Origin of the sequence: Pseudomonas sp. MS19, from assembly GCF_013277615.1 — a bacterium.
Taxonomy (GTDB): Bacteria; Pseudomonadota; Gammaproteobacteria; order Pseudomonadales; family Pseudomonadaceae; genus Aquipseudomonas; species Aquipseudomonas marincola.
This window is the reverse complement of the sequence record NZ_VBTO01000008.1, coordinates 392185-409494: the sequence shown is the minus strand read 5'-3', so window position 1 is coordinate 409494 and position 17310 is coordinate 392185. Positions and strand designations below refer to the sequence as shown.

The window sequence follows — 17310 nt, the reverse complement described above, 5'->3', positions numbered from 1 at the left end:
TTACAGCGCCTTCTCGAAGACCTTGGAGTTGCGCTGGAAGTTGTACAGCGATGCGCGGGCAGCAGGCAGGCGCTCGACGCTGCTGGGCACAAAACCACGCTCACGAAACCAGTGCGCGGTGCGCGTGGTCAGCACGAACAGGGTCTTCATGCCCAACGCTCTGGCCCGCGACTCGATCCGTGCCAACAGCTCATCGCCACGACCGCCGTGGCGATAGGCTGGATTGACCGCCAAGCACGCCAGCTCGGCAAAGTCCGAGTCGGCAATTGGATAAAGCGCGGCGCAGGCAATAATCAGCCCTTCGCGTTCGACGATGCTGAACTGCTCGATTTCGCGCTCCAGCACCTCGCGCGAACGGCGTACCAGAATGCCCTGATCCTCCAGCGGGCTGATCAGCTCGATCAAGCCGCCCACATCATCAATGGTCGCCTCGCGCAGAGACTCGAATTGCTCCTGCGCCACCAGCGTACCGTTACCGGTGCGGGTGAACAGCTCGTTGAGCAGCGCACCGTCTTCGGCGTAGCTGACGATATGCGTGCGCCGCACCCCGGCCTTGCACGCCTGCGCAGCCGCCTCGAGCAGCTCTGCCTGATAATTGCCGGCCAGACGCTGCATGTGTTGCGGCACCTGCTGGGGACGCAACTCGCGAATCAGCGCGCCGTTTTCATCCAGCAGACCGCAGTCAGCCCCGAACAGCAGCAGCTTGTCAGCGCCCAGATCAATTGCAGCGCGGGTGGCAACGTCTTCACAGGCCAGATTGAAAATCTCGCCTGTAGGCGAATAGCCGAGCGATGACAGCAGCACGATACTGCGCTCATCCAGCAGACGGCCAATGCCCTTGCGGTCGACCCGCCGCACTTCGCCGGTATGGTGATAATCCACGCCATCGACCACACCGATAGGCCGCGCGGTGACGAAATTGCCGCTGGCAACCCGCAAGCGGGCGCCCTGCATTGGCGAGGCGGCCATGTCCATCGACAAACGCGCCTCAATGGCGATACGCAGTTGGCCAACAGCGTCGATTACGCATTCAAGGGTTGGCCCGTCGGTTACCCGCATGTCGCGGTGAAAATGCGGCGTGATACCACGCGCATTCAGACGCGCCTCGATTTGTGAGCGCGAGCCGTGCACCAGCACCAGTCGCACACCCAGGCTGTGCAACAGCACCAGGTCGTGGACGATGTTACCGAAGTTGGGATGAGCAACGCCCTCACCGGGCAACATCACCACAAATGTGCAGTCACGGTGGGCGTTGATGTAGGGCGAAGCGTGGCGCAGCCAGTTGACGTAATCGTGCATGTAAGTGCCTGTGAAACATGAAAACTAAGAAGCCTTTGCAGGCTCATTCACTCCAGCAAAACGTACCGACCGGTTATCGTCGCAACTGCATCAACGGGGCGCTCCTCACATTCAGGGTTTAATCGGGGTCAGGCAATAGTGTCGTATCAGCTCACTCAACAGACGCACTGTCGGCTGCAAACGTGACATATCAAGGTACTCGCCGGGCTGGTGAGCGCAGTCGATATTGCCGGGGCCGAGCACCAGCGTCTCACAGCCAAGCTGCTGAAGATAAGGCGCTTCGGTGCCAAAGGCTACTGCTGCAGCGGTGTGGCCGGTGAGACGCTCGGCAACGCGAACCAGCTCGCAGTCGGCATCCTGCGCGAACGGCGGCACACTCGGGAACAGCGGCGCATAGTCGATCTTGACCTGATGCTGCTCGGCCAGCGGCTGCAGCTTCTGGCGAATCGCCGCGCGCAGTGCTTCGGGTTGCATGCCCGGTAACGGGCGCAAGTCGAACTCCAGCGAGCATTGCCCGCAGATACGATTGGGGTTGTCGCCACCATGAATACAGCCCAGATTCAGCGTCGGTTGCGGCACCGTGAACTGGGCGTTGTTGAACTCGCTTTGCCACTGCTTGCGCAGTTGCTGCAATTCACCCATGACCGCCTGCATGGCTTCCAGCGCACTGTGACCGAGCGACGGATCAGACGAATGGCCACTGCGCCCGAGAATGTCGATGCGCTCCATCATGATGCCTTTGTGCATGCGAATGGGCTTGAGGCTGGTCGGCTCGCCAATCACCGCAGCCCGCCCCAGCGGCCTGCCCGCCTCGGCCAATGCGCGCGCACCGGCCATCGAGCTTTCCTCGTCGCACGTTGCCAGAATCAGCAATGGCTGGCAGAAGCGCTGTTCAAGCAAAGGTTTCACCGCCTCGATGATCAAGGCAAAGAACCCCTTCATGTCGCAACTGCCCAAGCCGATCCAGCGGCCATCCGCCTCGGTCAATTTGAGCGGGTCGGTCTGCCACAACTCGGCATCGAACGGCACAGTATCGGTATGCCCGGCCAGCACTAAACCGCCAGGGCCGGAACCATAGCTGGCGAGCAGATTGAATTTGCCGGCAGAGACTTCCTGCACATCGCAGCTAAAGCCGAGATCTTCCAGCCACGCAGACAACAGCTCGATCACCGGCCGGTTGCTCTGGTCCCAGTTAGCCTGGGTACAGCTCACCGAGGGCGCAGCAATCAGCGCAGCAAATTGGTCTTTGAAAGATGGCAGTGGCATCAGCAGTCTCCACGCAGGCGGCCTGGAAAACTATCGCAGGCCATTGGCCCCATCATAGAGGCAATGCGGGAGAAGATGGAACCGTGGGATTAACGACAGCCGCATTGCGCGGCTGTCGTTGGCAACATCAAACCGAGCCGAAAATAGCGCGCAAGATGAAGAAGAAGAAAATCGACAGTGCCGCGCCCACCGGCAAAGTAATCAGCCAGGACATGAAAATCTTGCCGATTACGCCCAGGTTCAGCGCACCGATACCGCGCGCGATACCAACGCCAAGAACGGCGCCCACCAGCGTGTGAGTTGTCGATACTGGCAAGCCGATAGCCGAGGCGCCCACAACGGTGGTCGCGGTAGCCAGCTCGGCAGCGAAGCCACGGCTCGGCGTCAGTTCAGTGATTTCCTTACCGATGGTGGCGATTACCTTGTAGCCGTAAGTGGCGAGACCGATAACGATACCAACCGCACCCAGGAGCAATACCCAGCTTGGAAGAGCGGCTTTGGCGCCGACCATTTCGCCACCGGAATTGATTACCCCAACGATGGCCGCCAGCGGGCCGACGGCGTTGGCAACGTCGTTGGAACCGTGGGCGAACGCCATGGAGCAGGCGGTGAAGATCATCAGCACGGCAAAGACTTTTTCCACGCTGGCGAAGTGGAACGACTTGTCCGCTTCAACGTCGATCTTGATACGGCTGAGCAAAATGATGCCCAACACCATGACACCGGTGCCTACGCCCAGCGAAACCAGGAAACCCTGAAACGCCGAGAGGTCCAGACCGATGTGCTTGAGGCCTTTGGTCATGGTCATGATCGACACCATGAAACCGGTGGCAAACATGTACAGCGGCACGAAGCGTTTGGCGTTGGCAAAAGGATTATCTGTGTCGATGATCAACTTCTGCACGCTCATGAACACACCGAACGCGACCAATCCGGACAGCACCGGCGAGACCACCCAGCTGGCGACAATCGGGCCAACACCGGACCAGTGAACAGCATCAAAGGACACACCCACCGCGGCGAAACCGATGACCGCACCCACAATCGAGTGAGTGGTCGAAACCGGCCAGCCCTTGGTCGATGCAATCAGCAGCCAGGTGCCCGCCGCAAGCAGCGCCGACATCATGCCCAGCACCATCAGTCCGGGACTGATCATCGACGCGTCGACAATGCCGCTTTTGATGGTTTCTGTGACCTGACCACCGGCCAGATAGGCGCCGGTGAACTCAAAGATCATGGCGATGAAAATCGCCTGCTTGATGGTCAGAGCCCGCGAGCCAACGGAGGTACCCATCGCGTTGGCAACGTCGTTCGCGCCGACGCCCCAGGCCATGAAGAAGCCGAAAATACAGGCAAGAACCAGGAGTACGATGCCGTAATCCGCAATCAGAGACATAAAATAATTCCGTTAATCCAGAAAGAACACTGGCGCTTAGCGCGCCAGCAGCTGCTCCAGTCGGTTACCGACACGCTCTGCGCGGTCAGCCACATCACCCAGCCACTCGATGACCTTGTAGAGGAACATCACGTCGACTGCAGGAAGGTCCTTTTCCAGTTTAAACAGCGCACGACGGATCGAAATCTGCATCACGTCGGTGTCACGCTCAATTTCTTCAAGCTCCATGACCATGGACTCAACCAGCATAGCCTCGCGGCCGCCAAAGCCGGCTTCAAGCAGCGAGTCGAGTTCTTTCATGGCTTTCAGGGCTTGCGCGCTGGCTTCAACACAGCGGCGCACGAAGGCAAGCATCTCAGGCTGCAGGGACGCCGGGATGGTCATGCTGCGGCCGAGCATCAGGCCGGCAATGTCCTTGGCACGGTTGGCGATTTTGTCCTGTACACTGAGCAGTTCAAGCAAGTCCGAACGGGGCACTGGCAAAAACAAATTCTTTGGAAGGTGCAGACGCACGCTTTTCTTGAGTTTGTCGGCTTCATTTTCGAGCCGGGCCATGTCCTGTTGTACCTGTTCAACTTTGGCCCAGTCTTCCGCCATAACGGCTTCAAAGAAGGGCACAAGGTTCGCCGCGCACTCGTGGGCTTTGGCGATGTGTTGCTGCATCGGTCCGATGGGTGAACGACCGAACAGGCTTACAAACGGATTGATTGGCATAGGGTGGACCCCTGATTTAAGAAGGCGGCAAGTATACGGATCAGTCCGGCAGCTCGCCAGCACGGTCATCGGCCTGTCACAAATTCATAGTAGGCGCAAAAAAACACCATCATGGTCAAAGAAACTGAAATCAAGCTGCGGGTTAGCCGCGAAACCCTTATTGCTCTGCAAGATCATCCGTTGCTGAAAAAGCGCAACAAGAGCGGTTGGGAGCCTCGCGAGCTATTAAACCAGTACTTCGACACGCCTGATCGTGACCTGGCTCAGGCGAAAGTCGCTTTGCGTTTACGCCGTGATGGCGATGCTTTCATTCAGACGCTTAAAACCCGAGGTCAAAGTGTAGCGGGTTTATCCGAGCGTAATGAGTGGGACTGGCATCTGGATAAAGCCAAACTCGACCTCAAGAAACTCGATGACACCTGCTGGCCGCAAGCCTTGGCCGAGCTCGATAAAAAGCAGCTCAAGCCGATCTTCACCACCGACTTCACCCGCCAACGCGCCGATATCGCCTGGGGCCGTGGTAAGAGCAAAGTGGTTATCGAGGCCGCACTCGACCTCGGCAAAGTGATTGCCGGCAAGCAGCAGGAAGAAATCTGCGAGCTGGAGCTTGAGTTGCGCCAGGGTGAACCCGAAGCGCTGCTGGAACTCGCCGCCGAACTGGCAGCCGACCTGCCTTTGATGCCGTGCGATATCAGCAAAGCCGAGCGCGGCTATCGCCTGTTCGATGCCGACAGCTATTCCCTGAGCCTGCCGGCGCCGGAACTGAACGCCGAGCAAAGCCTCGACGATGCCTTCGCTGCACTGGCCTGGCACCTGCTGGGCAGCAGCCAGCGCTTGGCTGAGCAATACCGTTTCAACGGCCACTGGCGTTTGCTCAATGACTGGTTTGAACAACTGGTTTACTTGCGCGCTCTGCTCGGCAGCCTCGGCCAAGCGGCTCCGCGCGCCAGCAGCAGCGAACTGCGCCAACTGCTCGATGCCATGCTCAATGACTGGCGCCCGCGCCTGCAGGCCGGTCAGGACGATGAAGCGGTGCGTAAAGCAGCCCCTGAAATGTTCGCAGAAGAGCTTAAGCAAACCCGCTGGGGCCTGTTCTCGCTCAACCTGTCGCGTTGGTTACTGACCCGCAGCTGGACGACCACACGCAACAACCGCGGTAATCGTCAGGGCGCAGCGCCTCTGGGTAACTGGTTGCCAACCCTGCTTGCCGAAGAAGGCCAGGCCCTGCAACTCAAGCGCTACCAGCAGCAACCGGAAGATCTGGCCGAGCAAATGCCGCGTATCGAGCGTTTGCTGGCTTGGCTGAAACTGGCGCGTGGGGTGCTTGAAGTGGCCGAAGTCGACCGCCTGTACGGTGAGCTGATCAAGTTTTATGCACTGGCCGCCAGCCCGATCAGCGAGGAAGTTCTGGCTGATCGCCAAACGCAGGCGATCGCACTCAATAGCCTGAAGCCATGGCGCCAACTGGTTAAATAACCCCTGCCCGCCGCCGGTTTTCTGCCGGCGGCCTTTACCGCAGCCCCCGCGGCTGCGAGTAAAACCGCTGTGTTAGCTGCACATAGCTCGACTAATCTACAAAATTAGACCGGGCAGGCAGACAATCTGCATACTTGGCCTCACGCTTTGAGCCATCGTAATTTCTGCAGGGAGTCCCATGTCGGCATTATCCACCCCCACCCAGGATCGGGTACTGGACCTCGGCGACCTTTTGCGCGATCTGGTCAGCCAGGGTCGAATCGATCAGGACGACGCCGAAAAGTGCCTGGCCATACGCCGCAGCGCCACCCACAACCACCAGCATCCGCTGGAGTTTCTGGCCGCCCAGCAAGTTGCCGATGGCAAACATCCCGGCAAGATGCTCGACCTGGAAACCCTCACCGTCTGGCTGGCCGAGCACGTCAATCAACCTTACTTGCGCATCGATCCGCTGAAGATCGATGTTGCTTCGGTAACGCCGTTGATGTCTTACGCGTTTGCCCAACGGCACAAGATTCTCGCGGTATCGGCCACCTCCGATCTGGTCACAATTGCCAGCGCGCAACCGCTGGTAAGCAGTTGGGAAGCCAACCTGACCCACGTACTCAAGCGGCCGATCAAGCGCGTTGTCGCCAACCCGAGCGATATTCAACGCTACACCGTCGAGTTTTATCGCCTGGCCAAGTCGGTCACTGGCGCTACCGCTCAAGACATGAAAGTCAGCGGCATGGGCAACTTCGAGCAGTTGCTCAATCTGGGCAATCAGGATCAGGAGCCGGACGCCAACGACGCGCACATCGTCAATATTGTTGACTGGCTGTTTCAGTACGCCTTCCAGCAGCGCGCCAGTGATATCCACATCGAGCCGCGTCGTGAACGCGGCAGCGTGCGTTTTCGTATCGATGGCGTGCTGCACACCGTTTACCAATTCCCGCCGCAGGTCACCATGGCCGTGGTCAGCCGCCTGAAGAGCCTGGGACGGATGAACGTCGCCGAGAAACGCCGTCCGCAAGATGGCCGGGTAAAGACCAAAACCCCAGAAGGCGGCGAAGTCGAACTGCGCCTCTCAACCTTGCCGACCGCGTTCGGCGAAAAAATGGTCATGCGTATTTTTGACCCCGAGGTGCTGCTTAAAAGCTTCGACCAGTTGGGCTTCTCGCAAGACGACCTGCGCCGCTGGGAGAGCATGACCAGCCAACCCAACGGCATCATTCTGGTGACCGGCCCCACGGGTTCCGGCAAGACCACCACGCTGTACACCACGCTCAAACAACTGGCGACCGAAGAGGTCAACGTCTGCACCATTGAAGACCCGATCGAAATGATCGAGACGAGCTTCAACCAGATGCAGGTGCAGCACAATATCGACCTCAACTTTGCCAGCGGCGTACGCGCCCTGATGCGTCAGGACCCGGACATCATCATGGTCGGCGAGATCCGCGATCTGGAAACCGCTGAGATGGCGATTCAGGCGGCGCTCACCGGCCACCTCGTACTCTCGACGCTGCACACCAACGATGCACCCAGCGCCATCACCCGCCTGCTCGAACTGGGCGTACCGCATTACCTGCTCCGGGCCACGCTGCTCGGGGTAATGGCTCAGCGTCTGGTGCGTACGCTTTGCCCGCACTGCAAGGCGCCGGTCGAACTCGCCGAAGAAGACTGGCAGAACCTGACCAAGCCGTGGAGCGCGCCGCTACCGACTGGCGCACACACCGCCGTTGGTTGTCTTGAGTGCCGCGACACGGGTTACCGGGGTCGCGCCGGGGTGTATGAAATCATGTTGCTCAACGACGGAATCAAGTCCATGTTGTCGGCAGACACCGATCTGGTTGCCCTGCGCCGCCAGGCATTCAAGGAAGGCATGCGCAGCCTGCGCTTATCCGGTGCGCAAAAGGTTGCCGCAGGACTGACAACCATTACCGAGGTTTTAAGGGTCACGCCACAGAGTGAGCACAAGTGACTGGGATGTAAGTGCGCAATTTTTGGCACAAATGCGCACTTAGTAGCAATCTGCTGCCGCGCATCAAAGAAATCGCGAGGTTGCTAACGCCCGGTTTTTTTCAGCTGTGTTTAGATGCGCCCCGTCAGCACTGATCAACAAGGAACATCCACATGGAAATCGGCAGTGTCATCATTCTGTTTGTCGTCCTCGCGGTCGCCATACTGTTTATGGGCTTCAAGGTGGTGCCACAAGGCTCGCAATGGACGGTTGAGCGTTTCGGCCGCTACACCAACACGCTGAAACCGGGCCTCAATATCATCGTGCCGCTGGTCGACCGTATCGGCCACAAGCTCAGCGTGATGGAAACCGTGCTGGATATCCCGCCGCAAGAAGTCATCAGCGCCGACAACGCCATCGTGCAGATCGACGCCGTGTGCTTTTCGCAGGTGATCAATGCGGCGCAGGCTGCCTACGAGGTGAACAACCTTGAGCATGCGATCCGCAATTTGGTGATGACCAATATCCGCACCGTGCTCGGCTCGCTCGAACTCGATGCCATGCTCAGCCAACGCGATGCAATCAACGAGCGCCTGCTGCGCACCGTGGATGAAGCGACCGCCCCGTGGGGGATCAAGATCACCCGCATCGAAATCAAGGACATCACCCCACCCGCCGATCTGGTTAACGCGATGGCCAGCCAGATGAAAGCCGAGCGCCTCAAGCGTGCACAGATTCTGGAAGCCGAAGGTTCGCGATCAGCCGCTATCCTCACCGCTGAAGGCAAGAAACAGGGGCAAATACTCGAAGCTGAAGGCGAACGTCAGGCCGCTTTTCTGCAAGCAGAAGCGCGTGAGCGTGCAGCCGCCGCAGAAGCCGAAGCAACCCGTCTGGTCTCGGAAGCCATCGCCAGCGGTAACGTGCAGGCGATTAACTATTTTGTCGCGCAGAAGTATGTCGACGCACTCGGCCAACTGGCCAGCGCCGACAACAGCAAGGTAATTCTGATGCCATTGGAAGCCAGCCAGATCATCGGTTCGGTGGGCGGAATCGGCGAAATTGTCAAAGCAACCTTCGGCGACAAGCAGGCTTGATGATGTTGAGTTTTTTACACCAGTTAACGTTTTGGGATTGGCTTGCGCTGGGCACCGTACTGCTGATTTTTGAAGTTTTTGGCGCCGGCGGTTACCTGCTCTGGGTCGGGATCGCCGCCGCAGGCGTTGGCCTGATCACCTTTCTCCTGCCGCAAACCCCGTGGGCTCTGCAGTTTATTCTGTTTGCCGTGTTGTCGATTCTGAGCGCTGTGCTTTGGTGGAAGCGCCAGCGCACCGCTGCCAAACCGTCGGATCAACCCGGCTTGAATATGCGCGGCAGTGAACTGCTGGGTAAGGAGTTTGAGTTGTTCGAGCCCATCAGCAGCGGGCGCGGCAAGATCAAGGCAGGCGGTTCGATGTGGCTGGTCAGCGGCCCCGACATGCCCAGCGGCAGCAAGGTCAGAGTGATTGGCCAGGACGGCGTGATATTGCGGGTTGAAGCCGCGCAGGCCTGAACGCCAGAGCTGTAACGCTGCTTGCTGCAGACAAAATAAAACCCCGGCACCGCACAGTGCCGGGGTTTTATTTTTAAAGATTACTCTTGCGCAACGGTTTCGTACGCAGCGGCGTCCATCAACTTGTCCAGCTCGCTGGCGTCCGCCGGCTTGAGCTTGAAGAACCAGCTGCCGTATGGATCGCTGTTAACGCTTTCCGGGCTGTCTGCCAGCGCTTCGTTGATGGCGATCACTTCGCCGCCAACCGGTGCGTAAATGTCCGAGGCGGCTTTTACCGACTCAACCACACCCGCTTCCTGACCGGCAGACAGTGCTTTACCCACTTCTGGCAGCTCGATGAATACCACGTCGCCCAAAGCTTCCTGAGCATGATCAGAAATACCTACAGTAACGCTGCCATCAGCTTCAAGGCGAGCCCATTCATGGCTGGCGGCGTAACGCAGATCGGCGGGAATGTTGCTCATGTGTCGTTCCTCGTAAGACGTGACGGCGACCGGGCCGTCTGGAAAATTTAGCAGGCCTTGGCCATACCGAAAGAAGATTGCTTGAAACGCTACCACAGTCAGGCCGCGCCAGCTCCCTGGCATGCCAAAAATTGCTCGACCACGTGTTACCTGAGGCTGAGCTTACACAAGGTATAACGGTTAAATCAGCGGTTTGCCATTGCGGACGAACTTCGGCGCTACAACGCGAACCGGATACCATTTGCCGCGAATTTCAACTTCTGCGCGCTCACTGGTGGCCAGCGGTACGCGCGCCAGTGCAATCGACTTGCCCAACGTTGGCGAGAAGCTGCCACTGGTAATTTCGCCTTCACCGACCTCGGCCACTCTCACCACCTGATGCGCCCGCAGTACGCCGCGTTCCTCCAGCACCAGACCGACCAGTTTGCTGTCGAGGCCCTGGGTACGTTGCTGCTGCAAGGCCGTGCGGCCGATAAAGTCGCGCTCCTCCGGCTCCCAGGCAATGGTCCAGGCCATGTTGGCTTCAAGCGGCGAGACGCTGTCATCCATATCCTGACCGTACAGGTTCATCCCGGCTTCCAGGCGCAAGGTGTCCCGCGCGCCAAGCCCGATGACCGCGATACCGGCGCCGATCAGGTCGTTGAGCAAAGGCACCGCCTGCTCTGCCGGCAGAATCACCTCAAGGCCGTCTTCACCGGTGTAGCCGGTACGGGCAATAAACCACTCGCCTTCACTCACGAAGCTGTAAGGCTTGAGCGCGAGAATGATTGCCGCACGCGCCTGATTAACCAACTCTGAACAGCGGGCGCGCGCTTGCGGGCCTTGAATAGCCAACATAGCCAGGTCGTAGCGAGGCGTGATTTCAACAGCAAAGCGGCTGCCATGTTCACGCAACCACGCGAGATCCTTGACCCCGGTAGAAGCGTTCACCACCAGCCGGTAACCGCTCGCGGTGCGGTAGACGATCAGGTCATCAAGGATGCCGCCCTGATCGTTGAGCATGGCGCTGTAAAGAGCCTTGCCGACACCTTCAAGCCGGGCGACATCATTGGCCAGCACATAGCGCAAAAACGCTTCGGCCTGCTCGCCGGCGATATCGATGATGGTCATGTGCGATACATCAAACACACCACAATCGCGTCGCACTTCATGGTGCTCATCAACTTGCGAGCCATAGTGTAACGGCATGTCCCAACCGCCGAAATCAACCATCTTGGCACCGAGTGCCAAATGCAAATCGTACAAAACTGTGCGCTGTCCCATGGGTGTCTCCTTCCGGGCTTGGCAAAGCTGTGGCTAAGTACTGAAGGCTGATGCAGCTAAAAAATAAGGCTGCACTGCACGCTTCAACGGCCGGATGAAAATGGCAGGCCACAGCGAATGGCGCGCATTGTAGCCGCAAGGTCGAGGCGGGTCATCTCGACCTTTGTGGAGATGCACAATCGTTCACTCTAAGCTGAGTCTATTGGCCGTATCGTCGCGCCGATTTACGGATTAAACCGACCACCGGTAGCAGGCCGACCAGCACCAGTGTCAGCGCCGGCAATGCAGCCCGCGCCCACTCGCCCTCGCTGGTCATTTCGAAGACCCTGACTGAGAGCGTGTCCCAGCCAAACGGACGCATCAGCAGCGTAGCTGGCATTTCCTTGAGTACATCGACAAATACCAGCAAGGCGGCCGACAGAGCACCGGGCACCAGCAGGGGCAGGTACACCCGGAAAAACAGCCCAACGCCGCCGACACCGAGGCTGCGCGAGGCTTCAGGGAGTGAAGGGCGAATTCGCGCCAGGCTGTTCTCCAGCGGGCCGTAAGCCACAGCCATGAAGCGAATCAGATACGCCAGCAGCAAGGCGCCAAGGCTGCCAAGCAGAATAGGCTTGCCGGAGCCGCCCAGCCAATTGGACAGCGGGATCACCATTTCACGATCCAGATAACTGAACGCCAGCATGATCGCCACCGCCAGCATTGAGCCCGGCAGTGCATAGCCGAGATTGGCCAAGCCGACGGTCGAATTCATCAGCCGCGTGGGCGTCATGCGTCGGGCAAAGGCCAGCATCAGGGCAACGCACACGGTGAGCACAGCCGCTATCGAGCCAAGGTAAAGGGTATGCAGGATCAGCGCGGTGTAACGCTCGTCGAGATCGAAGCGTCCGCGCTGCCAGAACCAACTGAGCAACTGCAACATCGGCACAACGAATGCGCAGGTAAAGACCAGGCCACACCAGGCGCTGGCGGCAAATGCTTTGCCGCCCTTAAGGTGATACAGCGCAGCGCCCCGCTGCCGTTCATTGCTCGGGCGTACAGCGCCACGGGCACGCCGCTCGCCATACAGCACCAGCATCACCGCCAACAGCAGCACGCTGGCCAGCTGGGTGGCGCTGGTCAGGCTGTAGAAGCCGTACCAGGTCTTGTAAATGGCCGTGGTGAACGTATCGAAGTTGAACACCGACACCGCGCCAAAGTCCGCCAGCGTCTCCATGATGGCCAGCGCCAGCCCCGCGCCGATGGCAGGACGCGCCATTGGCAAAGCCACTCGCCAGAATGCCTGCCAGGGACTTTGCCCAAGCACCCGCGCGGCTTCCATCAAGCCCTTGCCTTGGGCCAGAAACGCATTGCGCGCGAGAAGATAAACGTAGGGATAGAACACCAGCACCAGCACGATAATTACGCCGCCGGTTGAACGCACCCGGGGCATTCTCAAGCCGCTGCCAAACCATTCGCGCAGCAGGGTTTGCAGCGGCCCGGAAAAATCCAGCAAGCCGACGAAAACAAAGGCCAGCACGTAAGCAGGAATGGCGAATGGCAGCATCAGCGCCCAGTCCAGCCAGCGTCGTCCGGGGAACTCGCACAGGCTCGTGAGCCAGGCCAGGCTCACGCCGATCAGGGTCACGCCGACACCCACGCCCAACACCAAAGTGATGGTGTTGCCGATCAGCCGGGGCATTTGGGTTTGCCACAGGTGCGACCAGATCTCGCGGTCAATCTCGCCCCAACTCAACAGCAGTACGCTTAACGGCAGAAGTACCAATGCTGCAACGGCAAAGGCCAGCGGATACCAGCGACGCTGGGCAGGATGAGACACGCAATATCCTCAGAACAAAAACACGAAACCCCGAACAAAGTCGGGGCGTCGAGTATAACCGTTAAGCGCTGCGTTTTAGTTCCAGCCAGCGCGATCCATCAACATGATTGCTTCAGCCTGGCGCTTGCCCGCTACTTCAACTGGAATCGAGTCAGCCTTGAAGGTGCCCCATGCCTGAACTTCGGCAGACGGTTCAATCTTCGGGTTGGCCGGATATTCCTGATTGAGGCCGGCGAACAGACCCTGCGCTTCTTCACCAGTCATCCACTCCAGCAGCTTCTGCGCAGCTTCAGGGTGCGGTGCGTTAAGCGTTACGCCAGCGCCGGCAAGGTTAACGTGAACCCCGCGATCAGCCTGATTCGGCCAGAACGGCTTGACCTTGAAGTTCGGGTTGTCTTTGTGCAGACGGCCGTAGTAATAGGTGTTGGTGATACCGACATCGCACTGCCCGGCGTCGATGGCCTGCAGCAGAGCCGTGTCATCGGCAAATACGTCGGTGGCCAGATTGTTGACCCAACCCTTGATGATTTCTTCGGTTTTTTCCGCGCCGTGAGTCTCGATCAGCGTGGCTGTCAGCGACTGGTTATAAACCTTCTTGCTGGTACGCAGGCACAGACGGCCTTCCCAGTTATTATCGGCCAGTGCTTCGTAGGTCGACAACTCTTTAGGATCAACCCGCTCGGTCGAGTAGAAGATAGTCCGCGCGCGCAGTGAAAGACCGGTCCAGCTACCGGTGCTGGAGCGATACTGAGCCGGGATGTTGGCATCGATTACGGTTGACTTCAGCGGCTTCAGAACACCCTGCTGCTCGGCCTGCCAGAGGTTACCGGCGTCGACAGTGATCAACATGTCGGCGGGAGTATTCTCGCCCTCGGCCTGGAGGCGCGCCAACAGTGGCGCTTCTTTGTCGGTGATGAACTTGACTGGCACGCCGGTCTTGGCGGTGTAGGCATCAAAAACAGGCTTAATCAGCTCGTCGATACGCGCGGAGTAGACCACGACCTCATCGGCTGCCTGGGCGGCTCCGGCAAAGGCTGTGAGTGAAAGTGCGGCGAACAGTTGCTTGTTAAGCTGCATGAAATCCTGCCTCTTTATTAAGGTCGTGATAAAGCCAGGCACAAATGATAGTTACTTGCATCTAGATTCTCAACAAGCCCACATTTGGCAAGTGTAACAGCGGATTACTTCCTGTCAGCGACGCTCAGGGCCGCGCTAAATCGGGCAAATCCCCGACCAGACCCAACGCCTGACGGACGAACAATGCCTTGGCTTCAGGCAAATCATCGACCCACTTCAAACCGCTGTTGCGCAACCAGCGCACGGGCAACGGGTCGGCCTGAAACAAGCGCTGAAAGCCTTCCATCGCCGCCATCATGGCCAGATTGTGCGGCATGCGCCGACGCTCGTAGCGGCTTAATACACGCTCATCGGCCAGCGACTCGCCGCGCTCATGAGCGCGCAACAGCACTTGCGCCAATACCGCTGCATCGAGAAAACCCAGATTGACGCCCTGACCCGCCAGCGGATGAATGCTGTGCGCGGCATCGCCGACCAGCGCCAGGCCGGGCTCGATATAGCGTTTGGCGTGGCGCTGGCGCAGCGGGATACACATGCGCCGATCGGCATGCTCTACCGTGCCAAGGCGATGCTCGAAGGCCTTGCCCAACTCGACACAGAACTGGGCATCATCGAGCGCCATCAGCCGCTCGGCTTCAACCGGCGTGGTTGACCAGACAATCGAACACCAGTTTTCCCCCGCCATCGGCGAGTCAGCCGGTGCATGCAGGGGCAGAAAAGCCAGCGGACCGTCATCGGTAAAACGCTGCCATGCCGTCGCCTGATGCGGCTGGGAACAGCGCACGCTGGTGACGATAGCGTGATGCAGGTAATCCCACTCACGCGTTGCACAACCGGCAAAGCGACGCACCGTCGAGTTGGCGCCATCGGCAGCGATCAACAGAGGAGCCCGCAATTCGCGGCCGTCTTCAAGTGTCAGCAGCCAGTCGTCACCCGAGCGGCGCATCTGCGCCAGTCGCGAGTTAGCGAGCAGACCAATATTGCTCTCAAGCAATCCTTCAAGCAGCGCATCCTGCACCACCCTATTTTCGACAATATGCCCCAGCGTTTCGGCGTGCACGCTGGCCGCACTGAAATGAATATTGCCGGTACCGGAACCATCCCAGACCTGCATATCGCGGTAGGCACTGCTGCGCCGTGCAGCAATTGCGGGCCACACACCCAGGCGCTCGAGAATCCGCTGACTGGCCACAGACAACGCGCTCACCCGCGGCTCAAAGGCGCTGTCGGGCGCGAAGGGTTTAACGCTTAGGTCTCCCCCATCGACCAGAAGAATTTCCAGACCACTGTCTTGCAGCGCCAATGCCAATGCACTGCCAACCATTCCGGCGCCGACGATAATCAGATCAGCTTGCATGTGTATTCCTTAAGCCGCTTGCTGAACGCGCTGCTTGAGCCGCACGTAGAGTGTCTTGTGAACGCGGGCGACCAGCGTGCCCTGAGCATCGCGCACCTCGACCTGCAATTGCGGCAGGTATTTACTGCCATCGGCGGTGCGCGCACGAATATCGTCAAGCAGGTGGTTATCAATGCTGAAATCGGCATACACCGGGCCTTTGCCCGGTGCGATGAAATCAATATTGGCGGCCTTGTCCCAGACAATGTAATCGCGGCCCAAGTTCTCCATTACCAGCAGCATGAAGAACGGATCGGTCATCGAATACAGGCTGCCGCCAAACTGGGTACCGACATAATTGCGGTTATACCAGCCAAGGCCCATCTTCACGCGGGCCTGTTGGAAGTTGTCGCTGATGTGTCGCACGCGCACGCCAGCGCCCAGATACGGCGGATAAAAATTCATCGCCCAGCGCAGTAGACGCGCCTTACGGGCCATTTTCTTGCTGCTCATTCGTTCACTCAATAGTCGCCACGCGTGCCGATACCCATAGCCTGGCGGGCAAACCAACGCTTGGCCGGCGGCAATAAATCCAGTCCGAGCAGCCCGAGGTTGCGACCTGTGGCTTGCAAGGGCTGGCTGTTGCTGAACAGACGCGTGACCTGATCAGAAAAGCCCACGGTCAGTTGCTGATCAAGCCGTTGCTTGCGCAAATAAGCCTGCAAGGTTGCCAGCGCGCCCAGTGGTTCGGTGCTTGCGATGAGCGTATCGGCCAGCGCCATGGTATCGCGCAGCGACAGGTTATAGCCCTGCCCCGCAATCGGATGCAGGCTGTGCGCGGCATTGCCCAGCACCACCAGATTTGCGCGAACCTGTTCCTGCGCCTCAACCAGCGACAACGGGTAAAGATGCCGTTCGCCGACCTTCTCCAGCGCGCCCAGCCGATAGCCAAAGGCAAGCTGCAACTCGCTGAGGAACGCGGCGTCCGATGCGCCAAGCAAGCGTTCGGCATCGGCAGCCGAGCGGGTCCAGACCAGCGCGCAACGTTTGTCAGCGAGCGGCAGCATGGCCATCGGGCCTTCTTCGGTGAAGCGCTCGAACGCCTGCCCGCAATGCGATTCGCGCGGGCTGATATTGGCAATCAGAGCGGTCTGGCCATAAGGCGTGGTTTTCACCGTCACGCCCAATTGCTCACGCAGACCGGAACGCCCGCCGTCAGCCAATACCGCAAGATTACATTCAAGGGTCGAACCGTCGTCCAGTGTCAGCTGGTAGCCATCGGCCAACGTTTGCATGCGCGTGACCTGCGCCGGACTGCGCCATGTCACCACTTGCTGATCCATCGCCTGCCACAGGCATTCGCCGAGCCAGGCGTTCTCGACCACATAACCAAGCGCCGGCACGCCCTCTTCCTGAGCACTCAGGCGCGCCGCCGCAAAACGGCCCTGATCGGAGACGTGAATGTGCTTGATCGGCTCGGCACGCTTGCTGATCTGTTGCCACAAACCGAGGCGCTGGTAGATCTGCTGCGTGCCGTAGGAAAGCGCCGTGGAGCGGGCGTCATAACTCGGTTGATAACCGCTACCCGGGGTAAACGGCTCGATCAGGCAGATCGTCCAGCCGCGCACCTTGGCCTCGGCCTGCAGAGCCAGAGCCAAGCTGGCGCCAACCAGACCGCCGCCAACGATTGCGATATCGACCCGTGACAT

At 59.1% G+C, this 17310-nt stretch carries 15 protein-coding genes; 4 read left to right on the top strand and 11 right to left on the bottom strand.

Translation table 11 applies throughout. The annotated features are described in order from the left end of the window. The 4 genes from argA to FEZ62_RS09075 all read right to left on the bottom strand — a co-directional run bounded on the left by argA (position 1) and on the right by FEZ62_RS09075 (position 4675). The gene (argA, locus tag FEZ62_RS09090) at positions 1-1299 is read right to left on the bottom strand and encodes an amino-acid N-acetyltransferase (RefSeq protein ID WP_069898429.1); all 1299 of its coding nucleotides are present in this window, start codon (positions 1297-1299) and stop codon (positions 1-3) included. A gap of 111 nt (positions 1300-1410) precedes the next feature. Next, a complete protein-coding gene (gene argE / locus FEZ62_RS09085) occupies positions 1411-2565 on the bottom strand; it encodes an acetylornithine deacetylase (protein ID WP_172927445.1) in 1155 nt (384 codons plus the stop codon). 127 nt (positions 2566-2692) lie between these two features. Then, the gene (locus FEZ62_RS09080) at positions 2693-3961 is read right to left on the bottom strand and encodes an inorganic phosphate transporter (protein WP_090510094.1); all 1269 of its coding nucleotides are present in this window, start codon (positions 3959-3961) and stop codon (positions 2693-2695) included. Positions 3962-3997: 36 nt separating this feature from the next. Next, positions 3998-4675 carry a TIGR00153 family protein gene (locus tag FEZ62_RS09075; protein WP_150547855.1) on the bottom strand — a complete coding sequence of 226 codons (678 nt, stop codon included), beginning with the start codon at positions 4673-4675 and terminating at the stop codon, positions 3998-4000. Between the two features lie 111 nt (positions 4676-4786). Here FEZ62_RS09075 and FEZ62_RS09070 point away from each other — a divergent pair, with 111 nt between their 5' ends. From FEZ62_RS09070 to FEZ62_RS09055, 4 genes are all read left to right on the top strand, one after another. Next, positions 4787-6151: a CYTH domain-containing protein gene (locus tag FEZ62_RS09070; protein WP_172927444.1), complete on the top strand. Its 1365-nt coding sequence runs from the start codon at positions 4787-4789 to the stop codon at positions 6149-6151. A 178-nt stretch (positions 6152-6329) separates the two neighbouring features. After that, a complete protein-coding gene (locus tag FEZ62_RS09065) occupies positions 6330-8114 on the top strand; it encodes a GspE/PulE family protein (RefSeq protein ID WP_069898434.1) in 1785 nt (594 codons plus the stop codon). Between the two features lie 152 nt (positions 8115-8266). Continuing rightward, the gene (locus tag FEZ62_RS09060; RefSeq protein WP_150547857.1) at positions 8267-9187 is read left to right on the top strand and encodes an SPFH domain-containing protein; all 921 of its coding nucleotides are present in this window, start codon (positions 8267-8269) and stop codon (positions 9185-9187) included. 2 nt (positions 9188-9189) lie between these two features. Further along, positions 9190-9642, top strand: coding sequence for an NfeD family protein (locus FEZ62_RS09055; RefSeq protein ID WP_090510366.1), 453 nt, complete (start codon positions 9190-9192; stop codon positions 9640-9642). 80 nt (positions 9643-9722) lie between these two features. Here FEZ62_RS09055 and gcvH read toward each other — a convergent pair whose 3' ends face one another. From gcvH to ubiH, 7 genes are all read right to left on the bottom strand, one after another. Next, positions 9723-10106 carry a glycine cleavage system protein GcvH gene (gcvH, locus tag FEZ62_RS09050; protein WP_172927443.1) on the bottom strand — a complete coding sequence of 128 codons (384 nt, stop codon included), beginning with the start codon at positions 10104-10106 and terminating at the stop codon, positions 9723-9725. A gap of 180 nt (positions 10107-10286) precedes the next feature. Beyond that, positions 10287-11369 (bottom strand): glycine cleavage system aminomethyltransferase GcvT, encoded by a 1083-nt coding sequence (gcvT, locus tag FEZ62_RS09045; protein ID WP_150547858.1) that lies wholly within the window; start codon positions 11367-11369, stop codon positions 10287-10289. Positions 11370-11568: 199 nt separating this feature from the next. Then, a complete protein-coding gene (locus tag FEZ62_RS09040) occupies positions 11569-13188 on the bottom strand; it encodes an iron ABC transporter permease (protein WP_090510082.1) in 1620 nt (539 codons plus the stop codon). A gap of 75 nt (positions 13189-13263) precedes the next feature. After that, positions 13264-14265, bottom strand: coding sequence for an extracellular solute-binding protein (locus FEZ62_RS09035; protein ID WP_172927442.1), 1002 nt, complete (start codon positions 14263-14265; stop codon positions 13264-13266). A gap of 124 nt (positions 14266-14389) precedes the next feature. After that, on the bottom strand, positions 14390-15622 hold the full coding sequence (locus tag FEZ62_RS09030; RefSeq protein ID WP_172927441.1) for a 2-octaprenyl-3-methyl-6-methoxy-1,4-benzoquinol hydroxylase: 1233 nt from the start codon (positions 15620-15622) through the stop codon (positions 14390-14392). Between the two features lie 9 nt (positions 15623-15631). Then, positions 15632-16114 (bottom strand): DUF4442 domain-containing protein, encoded by a 483-nt coding sequence (locus tag FEZ62_RS09025; protein WP_069898441.1) that lies wholly within the window; start codon positions 16112-16114, stop codon positions 15632-15634. Positions 16115-16122: 8 nt separating this feature from the next. Then, the gene (gene ubiH / locus FEZ62_RS09020) at positions 16123-17310 is read right to left on the bottom strand and encodes a 2-octaprenyl-6-methoxyphenyl hydroxylase (protein WP_069898442.1); all 1188 of its coding nucleotides are present in this window, start codon (positions 17308-17310) and stop codon (positions 16123-16125) included.

Coding starts and splice junctions, on each gene's coding strand:
- argA (WP_069898429.1), bottom strand. CDS start 1,299: ATGCACGATTACGTCAACTGGCTGCGCCACGCTTCGCCCTACATCAAC.
- argE (WP_172927445.1), bottom strand. CDS start 2,565: ATGCCACTGCCATCTTTCAAAGACCAATTTGCTGCGCTGATTGCTGCG.
- FEZ62_RS09080 (WP_090510094.1), bottom strand. CDS start 3,961: ATGTCTCTGATTGCGGATTACGGCATCGTACTCCTGGTTCTTGCCTGT.
- FEZ62_RS09075 (WP_150547855.1), bottom strand. CDS start 4,675: ATGCCAATCAATCCGTTTGTAAGCCTGTTCGGTCGTTCACCCATCGGA.
- FEZ62_RS09070 (WP_172927444.1), top strand. CDS start 4,787: ATGGTCAAAGAAACTGAAATCAAGCTGCGGGTTAGCCGCGAAACCCTT.
- FEZ62_RS09065 (WP_069898434.1), top strand. CDS start 6,330: ATGTCGGCATTATCCACCCCCACCCAGGATCGGGTACTGGACCTCGGC.
- FEZ62_RS09060 (WP_150547857.1), top strand. CDS start 8,267: ATGGAAATCGGCAGTGTCATCATTCTGTTTGTCGTCCTCGCGGTCGCC.
- FEZ62_RS09055 (WP_090510366.1), top strand. CDS start 9,190: ATGTTGAGTTTTTTACACCAGTTAACGTTTTGGGATTGGCTTGCGCTG.
- gcvH (WP_172927443.1), bottom strand. CDS start 10,106: ATGAGCAACATTCCCGCCGATCTGCGTTACGCCGCCAGCCATGAATGG.
- gcvT (WP_150547858.1), bottom strand. CDS start 11,369: ATGGGACAGCGCACAGTTTTGTACGATTTGCATTTGGCACTCGGTGCC.
- FEZ62_RS09035 (WP_172927442.1), bottom strand. CDS start 14,265: ATGCAGCTTAACAAGCAACTGTTCGCCGCACTTTCACTCACAGCCTTT.
- FEZ62_RS09030 (WP_172927441.1), bottom strand. CDS start 15,622: ATGCAAGCTGATCTGATTATCGTCGGCGCCGGAATGGTTGGCAGTGCA.
- FEZ62_RS09025 (WP_069898441.1), bottom strand. CDS start 16,114: ATGAGCAGCAAGAAAATGGCCCGTAAGGCGCGTCTACTGCGCTGGGCG.
- ubiH (WP_069898442.1), bottom strand. CDS start 17,310: ATGTCACGGGTCGATATCGCAATCGTTGGCGGCGGTCTGGTTGGCGCC.